Source organism: Marivita sp., assembly GCF_020055635.1.
Taxonomy (GTDB): domain Bacteria; phylum Pseudomonadota; class Alphaproteobacteria; order Rhodobacterales; family Rhodobacteraceae; genus Marivita.
In genome coordinates this window covers 34,268-51,897 of record NZ_JAIPUT010000016.1, presented here as the reverse complement: position 1 = coordinate 51,897, position 17,630 = coordinate 34,268, and the positions used below count along the sequence as shown (strand labels likewise).

Below are 17,630 nucleotides of genomic sequence, written 5' to 3'. Positions count from 1 at the left end.
GACCATGTGCAGACTTTGCAGCCCCGCGACACCCAAGTCGTTTTGCCCCGGCAACGTGCCCTTCATGTCCGCCCCGGCCGACAGCAATTCCGGCGCGAAGGCCGCGCAAGCCGCACGGACGACGATTTCCGCGGAATCTCTGCCGGAAATGTCCGGTGAAAAGGGAATGCGCATCCTCATCAAGGGCGGTGTGGTGATGTCGGTGGACGATGCGATCGGCAACTTCGCGAAAGGTGACGTGCTGATCGAGGGCGACAAGATCGTCGAGGTCGCCGCGCATATCGAGGCGGGCGACGCGCGCATGATCGACGCCTCCGGCAAGATCGTCATGCCGGGATTCATAGACACCCATCACCACCAGTTCGAGACCGGACTGCGTTCGGCGCTGGCAGATGCCATCGTGGTGAACGACGGCAAGCCCGAGAATGCGCGGAACTACTACGAAGCGATGCTGCTTGGTTTTTCCCAGCATTACCGGCCGGAAGACGTCTACATCAACGAACTTTACGGCGGCCTCGCCCAACTTGATGCAGGCGTGACGACCGTCATGGACGTCAGTCAGATCCACCACTCCGCCGAACATTCCGACGCGGCGATCCAGGGCCTCCGCGACGCCGGGCGGCGCGGGGTCTTCGGATATTTCGAAGGCTGGTGGGACGGCAAGGAACACCCGGGTGGCGCACGCCGCATCCGCGAGCAGTACTTCTCTTCCGAGGACCAGCTTCTCACGATGGTCATGGGTGGCGAGATCTACATCGAAGGCTACGAGGACATGTGGGCCATCGGCCGCGAGCTTGACCTGCAGATCGCCCTGCATGTCGTCACCACCTTCGGCATGACGCCCACATTCGATGCACTGGCCAAGAAGGGCGTTTTCGGCCCCGACAACATCTTCATCCACATGACCGGCATGACAGACGATGCGTGGAAGGCAGCCGCGGATGCCGGCGCGCATGTCTCGCTTTCCGTCCCGATCGAGATGCACATGCGCCACGGCGAGCCGCCGATCCAGAAGGCGCTCGATCTCGGCATGTCGGTGTCGCTGTCCTCGGATGTGGAATGCACGATGTCTGCGGATTTCTTTACGCAGATGCGCGGGCTGATCACGTTGCAACGGATGCGGGCGAACGAGCGCGCGCTGTCCGGCGACGAAGGGCATCCTGCGCTGATGCGGACCGCGGATGCGATACGTCATGCCACCATCGAAGGCGCGAAAGGTCTTCGTCTCGACAAGAAGACGGGATCGCTGACTCCGGGAAAGGATGCGGATATCATCCTCCTCGATGCGGAGGCGATCAATGTCGCGCCGCTCAACAATGCGGCGGGTGCGGTGGTCACGCTCATGGACCGATCCAATGTCGACACCGTCATGGTCGCGGGCAAGATACGCAAATGGCAGGGTCGGCTTCTGGGTCACGACATGGACAAGCTCGGACGCGAACTCGCGGCAAGCCGTGACTACATCTTCGAGAAAGCCGGCGTCGAGCAGGATCTCTTTGCCTGAAACAGGAGTGGACAGATGCTTTTCCCCACCACACTCGTCGGAAGCTACTGCCAGCCGGACTGGCTGATCGACCGCGAGAAACTGAAAGGCCAGTTCCCGCCGCGCACCCGCGCAAGCGAACTCTGGCGCGTGCCTGAGCCGTTTCTGAGAGAGGCGCAGGACGATGCCACGCGGGTCGCGATCCGGGAACAGGAAGAGGCCGGGCTCGACATCATCACCGATGGCGAAATCCGGCGCGAGAGTTACTCGAACCGGTTCGCAACCGCGCTCGACGGACTGGACCTCGACAATTACGGCACCGTCTTCACCCGGTCTGGCAGCCCCGTGCCGGTACCGCGGATCATCGGCCCGATCTCCCGCGCGCGGCAAGTGGAGGTCGAGGACCTCAAGTTCCTGCGCGCCCATACCGACCGGAAGGTGAAGATCACCCTGCCCGGCCCGTTCACGATGAGCTTGCAAGCCCAGAACGATCATTATGCGTCCACTGCCGATGCCGCGATGGATTATGCCGAGGCCGTTCGGGAGGAAATCGCCGATCTCTTCGCAGCAGGTGCCGACATCGTGCAACTGGACGAACCGTGGCTTCAGGCGAAACCCGACATTGCCGAAGAATACGGCATCGAGGCCATCAACAAGGCCCTGAGCGGAGCCGCGGGCACGACGGCCGTTCATATCTGTTTCGGCTATGCCGCGATGACGAAAAAGCGACCCGAGGGGTATTCTTTCCTGCCCCAGATGAAGGCCTGCACCTGCGACCAGATCAGCATCGAGACCGCGCAGGCAAAGCTTGACACTTCGGTCCTGGAAGAGCTGCGTGGCAAGACGATCATGGTCGGCGTGCTCGACCTGTCCGACATGACGATCGAGACACCTGAGATCATAGCAGACCGCATCCGCCGCGCCCTTCCCCATGTCGATGCGGACAAGGTCGTTGTCGCGCCCGATTGCGGATTGAAATATCTTCCGCGCGACGTTGCCTTCGGAAAGATGAAGGCCATGGCCGATGGCGCGGCGATTGTGCGTGCGGAACATGGAGGAGAAAGCAATGGATAACGCGAACGAAATCAGGAAGATCCAGACGCAAGGCGTGCATCACATCACAATCATCGGTGCCGACCGGAAAACGACGATCGACTTCTGGGAAGGCGTTCTGGGGATGCCGTTCATCTTCGATCAGCCGAATCTCGACGACCCGAACGAAGGCCATCTCTACTTCGATCCGGGAGACGGGCGGCTGATCACCATCTTCACCAACGAAAGCCGGGAACCGGACGCCGAGCCTGTCCCTGAAGCGACCGGTTCTCTTCATCACCTTGCGCTCAATGTCAGTCAGGCAACCTTCTGGCAGGTCGCGGCGCGGCTGGATGCGCGCGGTGTCAAGCATTCTGGTCCCGTCGACCGGGGCTTCATGGATTCCATCTACTTTCGCGACCCGCTGGGGTTGCGGCTGGAACTCGCCTCCTACCGCTTCGAACCGCCCGAAGGGTGCCGCCACGCCGACGTCATGATCGAGGCCCACAGGGTCCGCGTCTCCAGGGGCGATCATCATATTGATCGTGAACACCTGGCGGACGCCATCGAACTGCTCGTGCAGCGCCGCCAGAACTCGCTTTCCAACGACCGGGACGCACGCAACCCCTACTAGTCGTTTGATCCCAGGTCGGGGGATCTGACGACCCCCATGGCCCGAATAAGCCGGGCGGTCGCCCGATGTGCACGTTCGGGATGATGGCAGCTGGCAAGCACCGCCATTCCAACGAGTTGTTGAAATTTTTCGCGCGCCTTCGTAGAGTTTTGCAGGCTCAGGAGGTTTTTACGATGGGCGCTATACGTTTTATTAAAATATTTGCATTTGCTGCTCTTGCTAATCTTATCATCCAGAATGGCGGCGCGCAGGCCGAAAGCCACGTGCCTCCCGCGCCTCCGCCGATGACCGGGGCCACGCCGCCGCCGCCCCCACCCCCCATCACCGAACGCGAGATGAAGGTCTTCATCACCTCCAACGGGACGGTCGATGGCCCCTTCAACAAAGCGCAACTGGAGGCCAAGATTGCCTCGGGCCAGTTGAACCGGACGACCCTGGTCTGGATCGAAGGGATGACGGACTGGGCCGCCGCCGCCACGGTGCCTACGGTGGCACCGCTTCTGGCTACGGCACCACCGCCCGCGACCTTCGATGCCCAAGGCTTTCAGGTCGGCACATGGGAAAGCACCGGGTCCGGCCCTCTGCCGGACGGTAGCCAGGCGCAGTTCTCCGAGAACATGACCTTTCGGGCTGACGGTACGGTATCCGGGTTCGGCTCGATCAGCAGCCAGCAGACCTATGGAACCTTCGTCATGAACCTGTCGTCGACTGGCACCTGGAAGGTACAGGCCAAAACCGAGAACAGCTATATCCTGTCTTTGACCCTCACGATTACAGGTACGTCACGCGTCGGCCCGCCCACGGTCGAGACTGCCAGCGATTCCATCCTGCTCACGGTGGTCGATCGCAACACGGTGGCCAGCCCGGACGGTCATCGCCGCTACCGGATCGGAAACTAGGAGGTCGCCATGTTCCGTATCATCGCCATATTGATCCTGATGTCCGCCCCCGCGTTTGCCCAAGAGGGACAACGAACCCTTGACCGGGACACGCGCAATACCGCGCTTTCCCCGCCCCCGATGCAGATTTACATAACCCAAGACGGCCAGCAAATCGGGCCGCTGGATGCGGCCGGCTTCCAAGCCCACCTGGGAAGCGCACAGGCGGCTCTCTCGACGCTCGTGTGGATGCCGGGCATGTCGGCCTGGCAGCTTGCGTCGACCGTCCCGCAATTGCAGGGCATCATTGCCGCGATCGGGCAGGCCGACGTGCCGCCCGAGCAGTTCAGGGTCACGGATATCCAGTCCTACATGCTGGGCGTCTGGATCAGCGAGGCGTTCAAATGGACCCAGAACGATGTGCCCTATGATGCCGTCATCCAGATGAAGGTTCTGCCGGACGGGCGTTTCGAAGGCGCGACGATCCTGTGGGACAAGGACGATCCCCAGCGCCCGATGCGCGTTGATCACGAGAAGGGCACGTGGGCCGTGTCTCAGTCGGCCGAGGGCAACTTCAATTTCGAGCGCAACATCACCTACAGCACCGTGATCGGGACCGAGATCACTGTCAGCGGTCAGGACACCGACACGCTGTCGTTCAAACCCACGGGGCCCAACGGGTTCAAGACCGTCGAGAATATCGACATCATCCGAGTGCCCGAGGCGAACTGATGCGGCTCGACCGTCGCGCGGTCACGGCGGGTGGGCTGGCGCTGCTTGTCCCCAGCCGGGCGTTTGCATCGGATGTGCGCGTGTATATCGCTGACGGCGACCTCGCCACCGGCCCGTTCAGCGAGCAGGAAATCCGCAAGCGCATCAAATCGCAGGCCGAGGCCGCCCGAACGCTTGTCTGGCACCAGGGCATGGCGGATTGGGCGATGGCGACCGACGTGCCGGCGCTGGCCGCGCTGATCGCGTCGTTGCCCGCGCAAACGCCCTTGGATTTCGAAGCGCTGATCCTGGGCAGGTGGATCATCAATGATGCAATGCTGATCGCGGGGGATGAAACGCAAAGCGGCGGCAGCCTCATCCCTGGATGGGCTCAGATGCAGATCAACAACGATAAGACCTACACGTCCAAAGCCTATGCCCAGTGGGTCAACAGATTCTTCCGGCCTGTTCCCACACCCCCGCTCCAGCCAGGCCAGGTTCCCGTGCGCCCGCCCATGCAGCTGGTTGACAACACGGTAACGTACACGATGTCGGGCTCGGGCAAATACTGGGTTGAGCCGGTCGACGCCACACGTTTCGACCTTGTCCTGATCGGCACCAACAAGATCACGACCAATGACAAGCCAGAAAAGCCGAAAGCGATCGACGACAAGATCGAATTCACGGTCATTGGACCCGATCACTTGCTTTCCAAAAAGGGCGAAAACTTCCGTCGGCAATCCTCATGACTGCAACCCAAAAGACCCGTCCATGACCGAGACAGAAGAGCCCGCACGGGTGTCCAACATGACCTATCCCGAGCTGGTCCAGTTCTATAACGCGCAACTCGGACGGGTCGAGATGACGTGGTTCCGGATCATCTACCTCCACGCGGCGATGGTCGGCGTGCTTGTCTTCTTCGGCGAGGCTGAAGAGTTCCTATTGCTTCAGCGAATTGTCGTCTTCGCCTTCTATTCCGTCAATCTGCTTGTCTTCTTCTTTGCCCTGCGCGACGGCTACGGTGCCATGCAAAGCGCCCTTCGAGACCTGTCGCGGTTCCCTGACAAACTGGGTGCCGTCGATGATTGGTTCCGGGCGCAACGGCTCGGAATGAAAACCGGGTTGTGGACGCTGGTCATGACCATTGCATGGCTGCTGGTCTTGTTTCTGTTGTTCTACAACCTGCCTACGGGCTAGCCGCGCCCAGCCCGTCGCCGACAATCATGAACGCCCCCCAATAGGCGGGATGAAGTTGGCGAGGGTCCGACGCGGGATCGTCCAGAACAGCCAGCATGGATTGCCGCAACGCTTCGGCGCGTGGCGTGCCGGGCGCGCGCCGCAGGATATCGACAGTCCCGGTCGTAAGCGCCACAGCCGCATCGCTGTAGACAGGCCAATGCGACACCAGAAGGCTCTCGGCACCGGCCGAAAAGAAGGCGCTTGCCATGCCCGAAAGCCCCTCGTCGCTCTGGCTGTCGCCCGAGGCCGTGTTGCAGGCAGACAGGACGACGAAATCGGCGTCCAGGTCCAGCCCGGCGATTTCCGCGGTGGTCAGGATGCCGTCATCCTGTGCCGTTGGAAGGCGGGGTGGCGTAAGGACCAGCCCGGAATCATTCACGCCGATCTCGCCGGCGACCAACCCGTGGGTTGCAAAGCTCAGGACGGCGAAATCGCGCAATTCCCCCGTCGCGCTCAGGCGTTTTACTTCCGTTTCCGTGGCGTCGCCGTGCAAAAGGACGACGCTGTCTTCGAACCGTGCCGCGATCTCCTGCAACTCGCACCGCGCATCAGGCAACGCCGCCATATCGGCGATCAGACCAACGCGGGCCGCTCCGCTGCTGCGTTGCAATTCGGATGGCGCTGCAGAAGCAAGAACGAGTTCCGCCGCTCCGCCGCAATCGAAGGGCACCGGGCCGTCCCTTTGGGTTCCGATCAATGGGTCGCCGACGCCGAAGAAACGGCTCTGCCGTGCGTCCTTGCGGGCATCATCGCGCAAAGCCACGAAACTCCGGACGCTTGGTGCGATTTCAACCGAGACGTCGCGGATCAGCCAGTTGGCCCTGCCAAGGGACTGACCGGGCGCATGCGGATTCTGCAATGTCAGGTGAAACGGAAGCGACAGGAGTGTCTGATCGGGCACGACGATCAATCGGTCGCGGCCCTTCAGAAGATCGGCCATTGGTTCGATCAACAGCTGATAGGCCAGATAGGCCGCCTCCGTGTCAAAGGACGGGCCCGAGGTCTCTGGCAACAGCTGAAGCGAAAAACTCCCGCGCGTTCCGGCGCTGCCTGCCTCTGCGCAATTGGGATCGGTCAATGCTGCCGAACACCTCAGGTCCCGTGCGAGACCCGTCAGCACCGATCTTGCCGGAATTTCAGCCACCAGAATGCTCTCATTGCTCAGGGCGATGAGGTACGAGGCCAGGCTTCCATCGGCGAGCATCGCGTCGCTTGTCACGAACTGCACAAGCACCTCGTCGTCACGTAACCGCGCCGACACCTCTGCCGCTGAAAACGGATTGGCACCGGCGATGCGGTTAAATTCCGGTGCCCGCTGCGCAATTTCGACAGAGAGAGCCTGGTGTTCCCGGGCAAGCTCTTCCTGCCGTGCGAGGATGCGGTCGGGGGACTTTCCGTCATACCGCGCACGCGAAACAGCTGCGTCAACCTGTGTGATCTCGCGCGCGACAAGATCCCGTTTACGCAACATGGCGGCGACTGCATTGTCGGCCCAGCCCCAAGCCAGCGCGGCGTTGAGCGCATCGCCGGCCGTTGTCGTATTCGACAGTTGCGCGACCACGAACATCTCGTTGTGAAACCGCAGATCCGCTCCGGAAGCTGGGTCACTGCTCAGCCCAAAGGCGGCGGCCAGGTGATAGGGAACATGATCCGTTGCCCCGTCCTGCGTGCGCACGGCGGGGCGCAAGCGGTGATCCGAAAGCATTCGGAACCGGCGAAGAGCGTTTGCCATATCCCCTTCGGCCAGAGAAACGCGCCCTGAAACTTCAGCCAGCCGCATTGCCTCTTGCGATCCCTCGGCGGTGAGTCCCGTCCCGAAATCTACCCAGTCCTTGGCAGCAACCGGGTCGCCGCGGCTTATCGCTGCCTCGCCCAGGATTGTGACCAACCCGGCACGCTGAGCAGCGTCTGCGCCCTGGAAGGCTGGATGTGTTCGTATGATGTCGGGCGTCGCATCGAGCCGCTCGGCCACCACGGTCAAAAGGCTTTCCCGTGTCTCTTGGGCAAGATCGCCGAGGGCCGGGCCCGAAAGGGCTGCGGTCAAGACTTCAACGAGGTCGTCGCTGATGCTGTCGGATTGCTCCAACATCAGTGCCGCCAGGTTGAAGAGTGCCAACTGTACGGCAGACGCGTCCGGCTCGGCGCGGTCTTGCTCGAACTTCAAGCGTTGGCGGGCCAAGGAAAGCGCCTTGGCTTCATCTCCGGTGGCCTGCGCGATCCAGGCAATCGTGCCCATCGCAGAGACCACGGCTTCACTGTCGCCGGTGCGCTCTCCAAAAGCGCGGAAGTCCTCAAGGGCGGCCAGCGCTTCGTCATACCGTCCGAGGTCTCTCAAGGCCAACGCAGCCCCCTGAAGCGCCGCGCCAAGGTAATGGTACTCTCCGAGCCCGCGCTCATCCGCCAGGTCAATCGCAGCAGAATAGGACGCGTACGCGGCTTCCATGCGCCCGAGCCGCGCATGCATTCCTCCCAGCGAAAAAGAGAGATCGAAGAGAAGCTCCGGGTCGTCGCTCGGGACGATGGAGTCTACGTCCAGCGCCTTGCTCACCAGCGCGGCGAACAGCGCGTCCTCGACGCCGCCCTGCATCGCCACTATCCCGGCGCTGTATCCGATGGGCAGGTCCAGAATAGCAATGAATGGCGCGGGATAGGACAGGATCAGCGACAGGTATGGCCGCGCACGGTCAAAATCCCCGATATCGAGATAATTCCGCATCACCATTGTCGCGTAGATCGCCGCGAGCGGGTCCTCGGGCGACGCTAACGCGAGATAAGCGTCGAACACGTCCAGAAATTCCGGTTCAAGCGGATGTTGCCCCGAAGCAAGAAGATCCCATGCTTCCGAAAAGAGCGCATCCGCCTCGACGACACGGGCGTTTTCGGCCTCGATCATGGCCAGCCATGCCGCCTCGTCAGGGACATTCATCGTGTTGAAGGCGTCAAAAAGCATGTCCACCAGCGCTTCCTCGTCGGGGCCGATGCTGGCAAAGGATTCCCAGTCCTCGAATGTGTATTGCAGGAACCTCTGCGCTGCGCGGGCCTCTTGCCCGTTTCGAAAAAGCGCCAGCGCCATCATTCCCGTCGCTTCGACCGCCCATGGATCGGCTATCTCCGGCAGCTCCATTGCGTGGAATTCGAACAACGCCGCATAATAAAGGGCCTCGCGTGGTTCCGCTTCTTCGAACACGATGGCGGTGTTCCTGAGCGCGGTCAGCGCGTCCTCTTGGCCCTTCGGCGATGCGAGAGCGATCCGTGCGATCTTCACATTCGTCTCGGTCGCCGCTTCCAGGTCGCCCAGTGAGACCTGGAGGTCGGAGATAGCGTAAAGAATGTCCAGTCGCGCGATCCCGTCGCGCCCGTAGAGCTCCTCGAGGTCGGAGTCCAACGCCTGCATTTCGGCCAGGATAGCCGTTCCGCGCCGCCCTTGGTAATACGCCGAAAGCGCGATCAGTTCATGGGCGAGGATCGTGTCACCGGTCGCCAGATCCGAGTCGAGTGCATCCTCGGCCAGCGCAATGGCGCGATCGAAATCGTCATTGTTGTAGGCCGAGACAGCTTCATCAAGATCGGCCCATAGGAGCGACGGAAACAGGAAAAAGATCAAAAAAATCAAATTTTTCATGGTGCCCTCGCGGCTGCATAAAATCAGTCGGCTGCCGCCTCCAGAAGAATGTTTTCGAATGCGGCGACCCCCGGCTCTCCTGCGAAATCGCGGGTCAGTACAGATTGGACCTGCTGTTTCGACAGCGCTCCCGAGTTTCGCAGATGGCCGACAATGTTGAGCATGCTTTGACCGGCGCATTCGGCACGCACATATTGCCAGACCCGCTCCAACACCGGGTTGGCTTGCATTCCGCAGCGCTGGTTCGGTCCCGGATTGCGCCAGAACAGCGTTGCGATATCGAGGATCGCCGATTGATCGTTGGCGACATAGCTGTGCGCAAGCATGTCTTCGCCCAGTTCGCTCATGTCGATCGTGTCTAGCACTGGGATCTCGATCAGGTCTTCGCCGCCTTGCCCGGCGCGCGGCGCGTTGCCATGCAGCTTGCGCGACGCCACCAGCGCCCAATCCTTGTTCGATGCGTAGAGCGTGAGCCTCTCGGCCAAGGGCCGGAGTGTCGGCAGAACATGCGCAAACAGGCCTTGGTCTACATCGGGTGCGGCAAAAATGACCTGATCGAAAAGCGGCGCTTCTATCGGCGCATTGCGCAACGCGATTAATTCCAGCGCATCCGTCAAGGCGCGGTTGCCCATGGAATGCGCAATGATGTGGATCGTCCTTGCGTCCGATTGCGCGACGAGGTCTTCGAGAAACAGCATCAGGCGCCGCCCGCTCAAGCGGACGACAGCGCTGTCGGCGATATAGCCCACTGTCGCACCCTTGGATGGCCAGGAATAGAGCACCGGGAGTCCTTTGAAATCCATGTCATAGGCCAATTGCGCCGCGCGCTTGGCGGCCCCGTCGAACGTGACGTTATAGCCGTGGACAAAGACAAACAGATCGTCCGCAGACCGCTCTGTCAGTCCCTCGCGTATCGAGGCGAAAAAGGCTTGTGACTCCAGCGGTGTGATCGACTGAACCACCACATGCCGGGCAGGATCCTCGGCGAATTCAAGCTTGAAGATCGAGGGCGCCGCGATGGTGCCGGGCACATGGTTGCGGGGGATCGTGACCTCGGCGATGCCCAACTCCAGCCCGGTCCCGCGGTCTGCGCCGTAAAACCGCGCCGGGCGATCACTGCCGGTCCGCGCCCGGTCGGTGGCGTAATGAACTTCGACGGTGACAAAGCCGGGGTCGTTGCTGCGCGTCGCGGGCGGCGCATCTGCCGGTTCGGGGGCGTTTGCCGCCTGCCGTCGCAGGGCCTCTGCGGTTGCGGTGTCGCCCAAGGACTCTTCCACGTTAGCGATGTCCCGAAGCAAGGCCGAAAGCAATTCAGGTCCGGGGGCCCGTTCGCGCAAGGCGTCAAGCGCCGCGTAGTACGCCTGGCGCGCGTTTTCGAGTTCCTGTCCCTGGAGATAAAGGTCCGCAGCGTCCCAGTATAGCGATGGGACATCCGCATCCAGCCGCTCTGGAAAGCGCTGCGCGTAGGCCGCCATGGTCAGCATGGTCTCGGCTGCCAGGGCGAAAGCGCCTTCGGATGCCAAATTTTCCGCCTTGAGTGCCAAGAGGTCGAAAGCGATCTTCGGTTCGTTCGCATTCTCGCTGATCAGAGCATCCAGATCGTCCGCTTCGAATTCCCCGGTCAAAAGCGCCGTGCTCAATTCGCCCTGCGCCGGCAACGCGCCGGGAGTGGCCCAGGCAATACACAAAACAATGACCTTGAGCAGCCGCATGCGTGCCTACTCCCAGAAAAACGATTTGGAAGTATTGAACAGCCAACTAGACACAGAAGCAAGTTCCTGTAGGCTTTCATCCAAGCTTTGGGGGATGTTCTTTTGCCTAAAGAATTTCGCTTTGTATTATTTTTTCTGACGGTCCTCTTTTCCGCTCCGCCTGTTGCGATGGCTGCGTCCTATGCTGTCCTCGTGGGCGTTTCTGACTACGATGAACGAATTGGCCTCTCGGATCTGCGTGGACCTGCAAACGATGTCCGGCTGCTGCGCGATGTGTTCGAGACGCGCGGCGACTTCGACATCCGCATTCTGGCCGATGGTGTGGATGGCGGCATCGACCCGTCCCGTGAGAACATTCTGGCGGCGCTTGATGACGTTGTGGAGAGATCGGAACCGGGTGATTTCGTCTATCTCCATTTCTCCGGTCATGGCACCCAGCAGGGCGACCTGAACGGCGACGAATCCGACGGCATGGATGAAGTGTTCCTTCCGAGGGATACGGCCCGAGCGGAGCCCGGCACGACGGTTATTCCCAACGCAATTGTCGATGAAGAGTTTGGTGAGCGGGTGTTGGCGATGCGGACCAAGGGCGTCGATGTCTGGTTCGTGCTGGACAGCTGCCACTCTGGTTCGGGTCTTCGTGCGGGCTCGCCTCGGATCGCTACGCGGTTCGTTGACCCGGCTGCCCTGGGAGTGAGCCTGCCAGCAGCCACCACTGCCGTGGCATCACCCCTAATCGATGCCGCCGGCGACGAAAATCTACCGGGCAAATACCTCGCTTTCTACGCTGCGCAATCGTCGGAGGTCGCACGGGAAATCCAGATCGACGAGGCAGACCCCGACAGCTGGTACGGCCTTTTTTCCTCGCGCCTTGCTGCCCGCCTTCAGACGGGGGCAAACCAAAGCTATCGTCAGCTTTTTCAGGCACTTCTCGGCGATCTCGACGACAGCGCCATTCCCGGTGCCGCGCGGCTCCAGACCCCGCTCTGGGAAGGCAATCTGATTGACGCTCCGGTATTTGGCGGCGGTGACGTGATCGGCGTTAGACAATTTGCGGTGGACGGCGCGCGCATCCGCGCGGGCAAGCTTCAAGGCCTGCGCGATAACACGGTCGTGGCGCTTGTGGCCGATGCCGCCGCTGCGGCAGATGATATTCTTGGTTACGCACAGCTTCGCCAGACCGGTGCGCAATCCGCGACGTTTGTGGCCGTGAATGGAAGTTGCGTTGCCAGTGTTGCCAAGGCCTGTGACGAACTCGGTCCGACGCCGGCAAATGCGAGGTTTGCGCGCATTGTGGCCCAGCCGCTCGATGATCGCATCCGGATCGCTCCGCCGCAGGATCTTGAAACCGGCGAAGTGTTGCCGGCCGATCACCCGCTCTATGCCGCTTTGACCACAGCTGTGGCGACTTCGAATGCAGACCAAGCTACGAATATTGTCCTCGAACCGGATTCCTCGGTTCTGAGCGCCGTCATGGATGACGCTCTTTGGTTCGGCGCAAGGCTTGCAATCGGTGACAGTCCAGTCGGTCTGGCTTGGCGGCCCGGCGATGGCCCACTGGACCAACTGCTTCTTCGTATCGTCAAAGCCGAGCAGGTGGCGGAGATGCTGGGCAGCGTCGCCGGGACGCAATCCGTACTTTTCCCCAGCCCCGTTGAATTCGAGGTCAAGCAGCTTGCGTCGGATGCAAGTCAGTTGAACCAGAACACACCCACGGATCTGGTTGCCGAATGCATGGCCGCTCTCGGGTCTGCTGCACCGGTCCCGGACTTTGGAACTGGCGCGCAACTGAAGCAGTGCGATTATCTTGTTTTCGAAGCGCGCGGAGTCGTTCAGGGCCCCGCCCGTGACGTCAACCGTGTCTATATAGACAGCCAGTTCTGCGTTTCTGCCGAATATCAGCGTATCGAGGGCATCGCGCGTCCAGCTTTGATCGGGGAGCCGATGACCGTCTGCTCAGACTGCCCCGAGGCGTCCGGCTTTGTCCAGAAAGCCGGTGCAGAGCGTATGTTCTTCGTCGTCACGGAGGCCGAAGACAACCGTGAGGCGCTGAATCTTGAAGGCGCGATCGACAATTGCGCGACCCCGGGCACGCCGACGCGCTCTGGTGCGGCCCAAAGCGTGAGTGGTTTTCTGAGCGGGCTGTCCGAACGCGACGCAACGCGCGGGGGCATGGGTAACATCGGGATATCCAAGATCTGGGTCGAACAATACAACTGGGACGTCCTGCCACGCAGTGCCGCGCTCGCAAATTTTGGCCAAAACTGATTTCCAAGGGGGAAAACATCGTGACGAAAAAAATTTCCTGGGGTGCATTTGCTCTCGCCGGGGCAACAGCCTTTATTGGCGGGTCGGCAGACGCACAGACGACACTTGATGACATTTTGCGGCCATCAGCCACCGGTGACGTCCGCAGTTTCGTGCGGGACGCCAAGGAGGCCGGAACGCTTGTCACAGAGGCCGCCGATACCCGCATTTATGGCGGTCGTCCCGCGGAACAGGGTGCCTGGCCATGGCAGGTCAGCCTGCACACGGCGGAGGACGTGGGCGATGATCAACGCAGCCGGATCCTGTCGCAGTTCTGCGGCGGCTCGCTGATCGCGCGCCAATGGGTGTTGACGGCAGCGCATTGTGTCGAGGATTTCGACGGCAATGTCTCGGCGCCTCAGGAAATCCTGATCCGCTCGGGAGATGTCGCGCTTTGGCAAGGCGATTTTCGCCCGATCAGCGCCGTGATCCCGCACCCGGATTACAATCCTGTTCGTACCGATAACGATATCGCGCTTCTCAAGCTGGCAGAACCGGTCTCTGGCAGTTCGGGTCCTGTTGGCGCCATCCCGGTCTTGCAGGATGGATCACAGCTTCAACCTGGGCCTGCAGTCTCGATCGGCTGGGGCTTGATGGAGGAAAACACGGTCCCCGCTGTTCTCATGGAAGTCGAAATCGAGATCGTTCCGAATGACGCCTGCAACAACGGATTTGCCGAACAGACGCGGCGCGACATCGGCAGCTTCCTGTTATCGATGGGGGTCGCCCACGAAATTCCAGAGGACAGACTTGTTCAGGCCTTCGAGCTCATTTCGCCCAGCATAGGCGACGCGCTGACCGACAACATGATCTGCGCCGGTGTGCCGTCGGGCGGCAAGGACAGCTGCAATGGCGACAGCGGCGGCCCGCTGATGGTGCGGCGTGCTGACGGCGGCTGGATGCAGGTCGGTATCGTGAGCTGGGGCAAGATGCCTTTGGGTGCACAGACGGCCTGCGGACTGCCATCGTTGTACGGAGTGTACACGCGCGTGTCGAATTACTTCGACTGGATTGGCAACACCATTCGTACGAATTGAGGTTTGGGGACATGACACAATATTTACTGAAACACCTGGCCTTCACTCTGGCTCTTGTCCCGCTGGCACCTTTGGCTGCAACGGGCCAAGGGTTTGAAACCGGCAGCTTCACTGATCTGGAGGGTGGGGCTGATGCACCGCCGCCGCCACCGGCAGCAAACGATGGTTTTGTCGACCAAGGGTCGTTCGGCCCAGGCAATGGAGGCGGCGGATCGGGGCTGGCGCCACCGCCGCCTCCAACTGACAACCAGGGTGGCACTGTCGTGCCACCTCCTCCGCCACCGAGTAACAACGAGGGGGTTACGCCGCCCCCTCCCCCACCGGTCGACAATAACGGCGGGCTTGTTCCCCCTCCTCCGCCACCCCCACCCAGACCCACGCCCCCACCACCGGACAACAATGGCGGCCAGTCAGAGTTTAATCCGCCCGTGACACCCGACCAGGGCCCGCAGATCGACCCGCAGATAACGGCGTTCGAGACACGTGACTTCGGCGTTCCGCCGCAGCAACATCTTCGACAAGATCAGTTCCACGCGCATACGCCAACCTCGGTCCCAGGAGCGCAACTGGTCACGACAGCGAATCTTTTGCAGGCCATGAATTCCGGCATGCAGATGGTCGTTATCGATGTGTTGGGCTCGGGCTATGGCTTGCCCAATGCTTATGTCGCAGCGCCTCTTTCCTCACCGGGATCATTCGACGATCGGACTCAACAACAAGGCAGCCAGTGGCTGAATCAGATCACGGGCTCGAACAGGAATATGCCCATCGTGATTTACTGCTCAGACCCGATGTGCTGGCTCAGCTATAACGCCGCCCTGCGCGCGGTGGCCGCCGGTTTTACCAATGTCTACTGGTATCGCGGCGGCATTCAGGCTTGGGAGATGGCCGGCTTGCCCTTACGCCCGACAGGTTTCTGATCCGCCGCGCCGGCAGAGGCCCTGCCGGCGCATTGGTCCGACGCGTTCCATTTCCGCATGTCCGAGCACTTTGCCGCTCGGGCTGACGTGCATGGCATCGCCCTCGAAAACCACCTCGCCAAGCGTTTGGAAGTCCGAAAGAATTCAGTTGGTTTCAGCTTTTCTCGGAACATTGCCGAAAAGCAGGAAACCGACGTTATTCCCAAATAATCACATATAATTAAGATAAAACAATTACTTAAACTGGATGGCCCTTGTCATACTTCGGTATGATGCCCGTCCGACCTCGGTTCCAGACGGGTGTCGATCATACCGTTGACCGATATCGCTAAGATGCGGACCTCGTCAGATTGAGCTTCATGAGCGGTCGCTTCGACCAGCTTTGCTTGAACACATATCTGGCGAAGGAGCCTGAACGATGAAGACTTTCACACTCAAGAAAATCACCCCCCAACTCGTCCGCTTTGGAAAAGACGAGAGTGGCGCCACAGCAATCGAATACGGCCTTTTCGCAGCGCTGATCGGCGCCGTGATCGTCGGAACAGTCGTGACCCTTGGCGGCCAGACGAACGCGGGGTTCACAACTGTCAGCACCGCACTTTCCGATGCAGGTATCGAAGCGCCGGAGTGATGCGCGGACCTGGATCGCACGGCTCTTTGGATCTGGGCCGTGCGACCCGCCTTATCCCCGCGATCATTCATCAGGAGAGTCGCCATGTCCCTTTCTCAAGTGGATTCACAGAATGCCCACGCGTTTTCAGCCTATGTTTGCACCGAGCCCGGAGCCGCGCTCGCGCGTGAAGTCATCGGAGCGTCGGGCGCCCCGAGCGGGTCATTGATGGGCGGCGGGTTGAGCGGAGCGGCCCGTGCGGCAGGAGGGCTCGTCGGGGGCCAGATGCTCTTGACCGAACTCGGTGAGTTGCCAGTCGACGCCGCCTGCGAGAATGTCTCAGAACTGCGCAAGAGAGGTGCAGAAGTGATCGTTTTTGGACAGGACCAGAACATCAACACATATCGGGCTTTGCGCAAAGCCGGGGCTTTGGAATACTTTCACATGCCCGTCACGGCGCAGGACATCCTGTCTACTGAAATCATCCCGTCCGATCCTGCAAACCTGTCCAGACCCGTCACGACGCATCACCGTACGATTGGGGTGATCAGCACGAACGGTGGGGTCGGCGCAAGCGCGCTGGCGGCAAGCCTTGGGCATCTCTTGGCCTCGGGCAGCGACGGTGCAAGCCGGACCGCACTGATCGATGCCGATTTGCAATTCGGGACGATCGCGCTCGATCTCGATCGGCTTGGGACACCGGGATTGCTTGACGCCCTCAGGGCCCCGGACCGGATCGATGGCACATTCCTTCAGGCGACGATGGATCAGGTTACCGAAACACTGTCGATCTACTCGCACTCATCCGATTTGCAGAATGACGCTGCCGAAGTTCAGTCGGGATGGCTCGCCATGCTCGAACGGGCAAAAATGGAATTCGCCACCACGGTCGTCGATCTGCCTCGCAGTCTGATCATGCAAGACCCAAAGGTGCTCCATGCCCTTGATGCGGCAATCCTTGTTGTTCCAGCTGGCTATGCAGGCGTCAGTGCTGCCGTGCGGCTTGTCGCATATATCAGATCGGTCACCCCCGACACACAGCTGAGCCTTGCCCTGAGCGAAGTGCGCAAGGACGCACAGCTGTCATGCAAAGACATTGCCCAGGCCCTCAGACTGGAATTGAGCACGGTTCTGCCGCGCTGTGACACGCAGGTCTTGCGCGCCCAACGCAAAGGCAAAACGGTGGCTGAACTCTATCCGCGCGCCCCTTACGCAAAGGCGTGCCAAGAAATACTGTCCTCCATCGCACCGGATCGCGGCTCGAAAACGTCTCGGAAAGGCCTTTTCCGGAAGGTGGCCAAATGACCGGCATGCCCCCCAAACCAACCCACCCTCAGACCTTGCAAAGCATACTCCTGAAATCGCGAGGCCTGGACTCGCAGACGCCGCGCGCGCCCGAAAGCTCCGGGACACTGACGCCTGAACTTCGCCGAGACCGGCTGTCC

At 60.9% G+C, this 17,630-nt stretch carries 15 protein-coding genes; 12 read left to right on the top strand and 3 right to left on the bottom strand.

The window, feature by feature from the left end:
* Positions 1–4: 4 nt before the first annotated feature.
* Genes LCF60_RS10030 through LCF60_RS10020 form a run of 3 tightly spaced genes read left to right on the top strand, consistent with a single transcriptional unit; the run spans position 5 to position 3,149 of the window.
* Positions 5–1,504 (top strand): amidohydrolase family protein, encoded by a 1,500-nt coding sequence (locus LCF60_RS10030; RefSeq protein ID WP_292291518.1) that lies wholly within the window; start codon positions 5–7, stop codon positions 1,502–1,504.
* 15 nt (positions 1,505–1,519) lie between these two features.
* Positions 1,520–2,557 carry a uroporphyrinogen decarboxylase family protein gene (locus LCF60_RS10025; RefSeq protein WP_292291517.1) on the top strand — a complete coding sequence of 346 codons (1,038 nt, stop codon included), beginning with the start codon at positions 1,520–1,522 and terminating at the stop codon, positions 2,555–2,557.
* A gap of 10 nt (positions 2,558–2,567) precedes the next feature.
* A complete protein-coding gene (locus LCF60_RS10020) occupies positions 2,568–3,149 on the top strand; it encodes a VOC family protein (RefSeq protein WP_292291562.1) in 582 nt (193 codons plus the stop codon).
* Here the strand turns inward: LCF60_RS10020 and LCF60_RS10015 are convergent.
* Positions 3,146–3,412: a hypothetical protein gene (locus tag LCF60_RS10015; RefSeq protein ID WP_292291516.1), complete on the bottom strand. Its 267-nt coding sequence runs from the start codon at positions 3,410–3,412 to the stop codon at positions 3,146–3,148. The genes LCF60_RS10020 and LCF60_RS10015 overlap by 4 nt on opposite strands.
* Positions 3,413–3,433: 21 nt before the next feature.
* Between LCF60_RS10015 and LCF60_RS10010 the strand changes: the two genes are divergently transcribed.
* Genes LCF60_RS10010 through LCF60_RS09995 form a run of 4 tightly spaced genes read left to right on the top strand, consistent with a single transcriptional unit; the run spans position 3,434 to position 5,935 of the window.
* Positions 3,434–4,048, top strand: a complete 615-nt coding sequence (locus LCF60_RS10010; RefSeq protein WP_292291515.1) for a GYF domain-containing protein — start codon at positions 3,434–3,436, stop codon at positions 4,046–4,048.
* Positions 4,049–4,057: 9 nt separating this feature from the next.
* A complete protein-coding gene (locus LCF60_RS10005; protein ID WP_292291514.1) occupies positions 4,058–4,759 on the top strand; it encodes a DUF4339 domain-containing protein in 702 nt (233 codons plus the stop codon).
* The gene (locus LCF60_RS10000) at positions 4,759–5,487 is read left to right on the top strand and encodes a DUF4339 domain-containing protein (protein WP_292291513.1); all 729 of its coding nucleotides are present in this window, start codon (positions 4,759–4,761) and stop codon (positions 5,485–5,487) included. Before LCF60_RS10005 ends, LCF60_RS10000 begins: the two co-directional genes overlap by 1 nt.
* Positions 5,488–5,509: 22 nt before the next feature.
* Entirely contained in the window at positions 5,510–5,935 is a 426-nt protein-coding gene (locus LCF60_RS09995) for a hypothetical protein (RefSeq protein WP_292291512.1), read from the top strand.
* Here the strand turns inward: LCF60_RS09995 and LCF60_RS09990 are convergent.
* The gene (locus LCF60_RS09990; protein ID WP_292291511.1) at positions 5,925–9,599 is read right to left on the bottom strand and encodes a CHAT domain-containing protein; all 3,675 of its coding nucleotides are present in this window, start codon (positions 9,597–9,599) and stop codon (positions 5,925–5,927) included. The two genes, LCF60_RS09995 and LCF60_RS09990, sit on opposite strands and share 11 nt — an antisense overlap.
* Positions 9,600–9,622: 23 nt before the next feature.
* Entirely contained in the window at positions 9,623–11,311 is a 1,689-nt protein-coding gene (locus tag LCF60_RS09985) for an alpha/beta hydrolase (protein WP_292291510.1), read from the bottom strand.
* Positions 11,312–11,398: 87 nt separating this feature from the next.
* Here LCF60_RS09985 and LCF60_RS09980 point away from each other — a divergent pair, with 87 nt between their 5' ends.
* From LCF60_RS09980 to LCF60_RS09960, 5 genes are all read left to right on the top strand, one after another.
* A complete protein-coding gene (locus tag LCF60_RS09980) occupies positions 11,399–13,579 on the top strand; it encodes a caspase family protein (protein ID WP_292291509.1) in 2,181 nt (726 codons plus the stop codon).
* 20 nt (positions 13,580–13,599) lie between these two features.
* On the top strand, positions 13,600–14,655 hold the full coding sequence (locus LCF60_RS09975) for a serine protease (protein ID WP_292291508.1): 1,056 nt from the start codon (positions 13,600–13,602) through the stop codon (positions 14,653–14,655).
* A 428-nt stretch (positions 14,656–15,083) separates the two neighbouring features.
* A complete protein-coding gene (locus LCF60_RS09970) occupies positions 15,084–15,575 on the top strand; it encodes a rhodanese-like domain-containing protein (protein WP_292291507.1) in 492 nt (163 codons plus the stop codon).
* 418 nt (positions 15,576–15,993) lie between these two features.
* Positions 15,994–16,206, top strand: a complete 213-nt coding sequence (locus LCF60_RS09965; protein ID WP_292291506.1) for a Flp family type IVb pilin — start codon at positions 15,994–15,996, stop codon at positions 16,204–16,206.
* Positions 16,207–16,290: 84 nt separating this feature from the next.
* Complete coding sequence (locus tag LCF60_RS09960) at positions 16,291–17,490, top strand: hypothetical protein (RefSeq protein ID WP_292291505.1); 1,200 nt, start codon at positions 16,291–16,293, stop codon at positions 17,488–17,490.
* Positions 17,491–17,630: the final 140 nt, after the last annotated feature.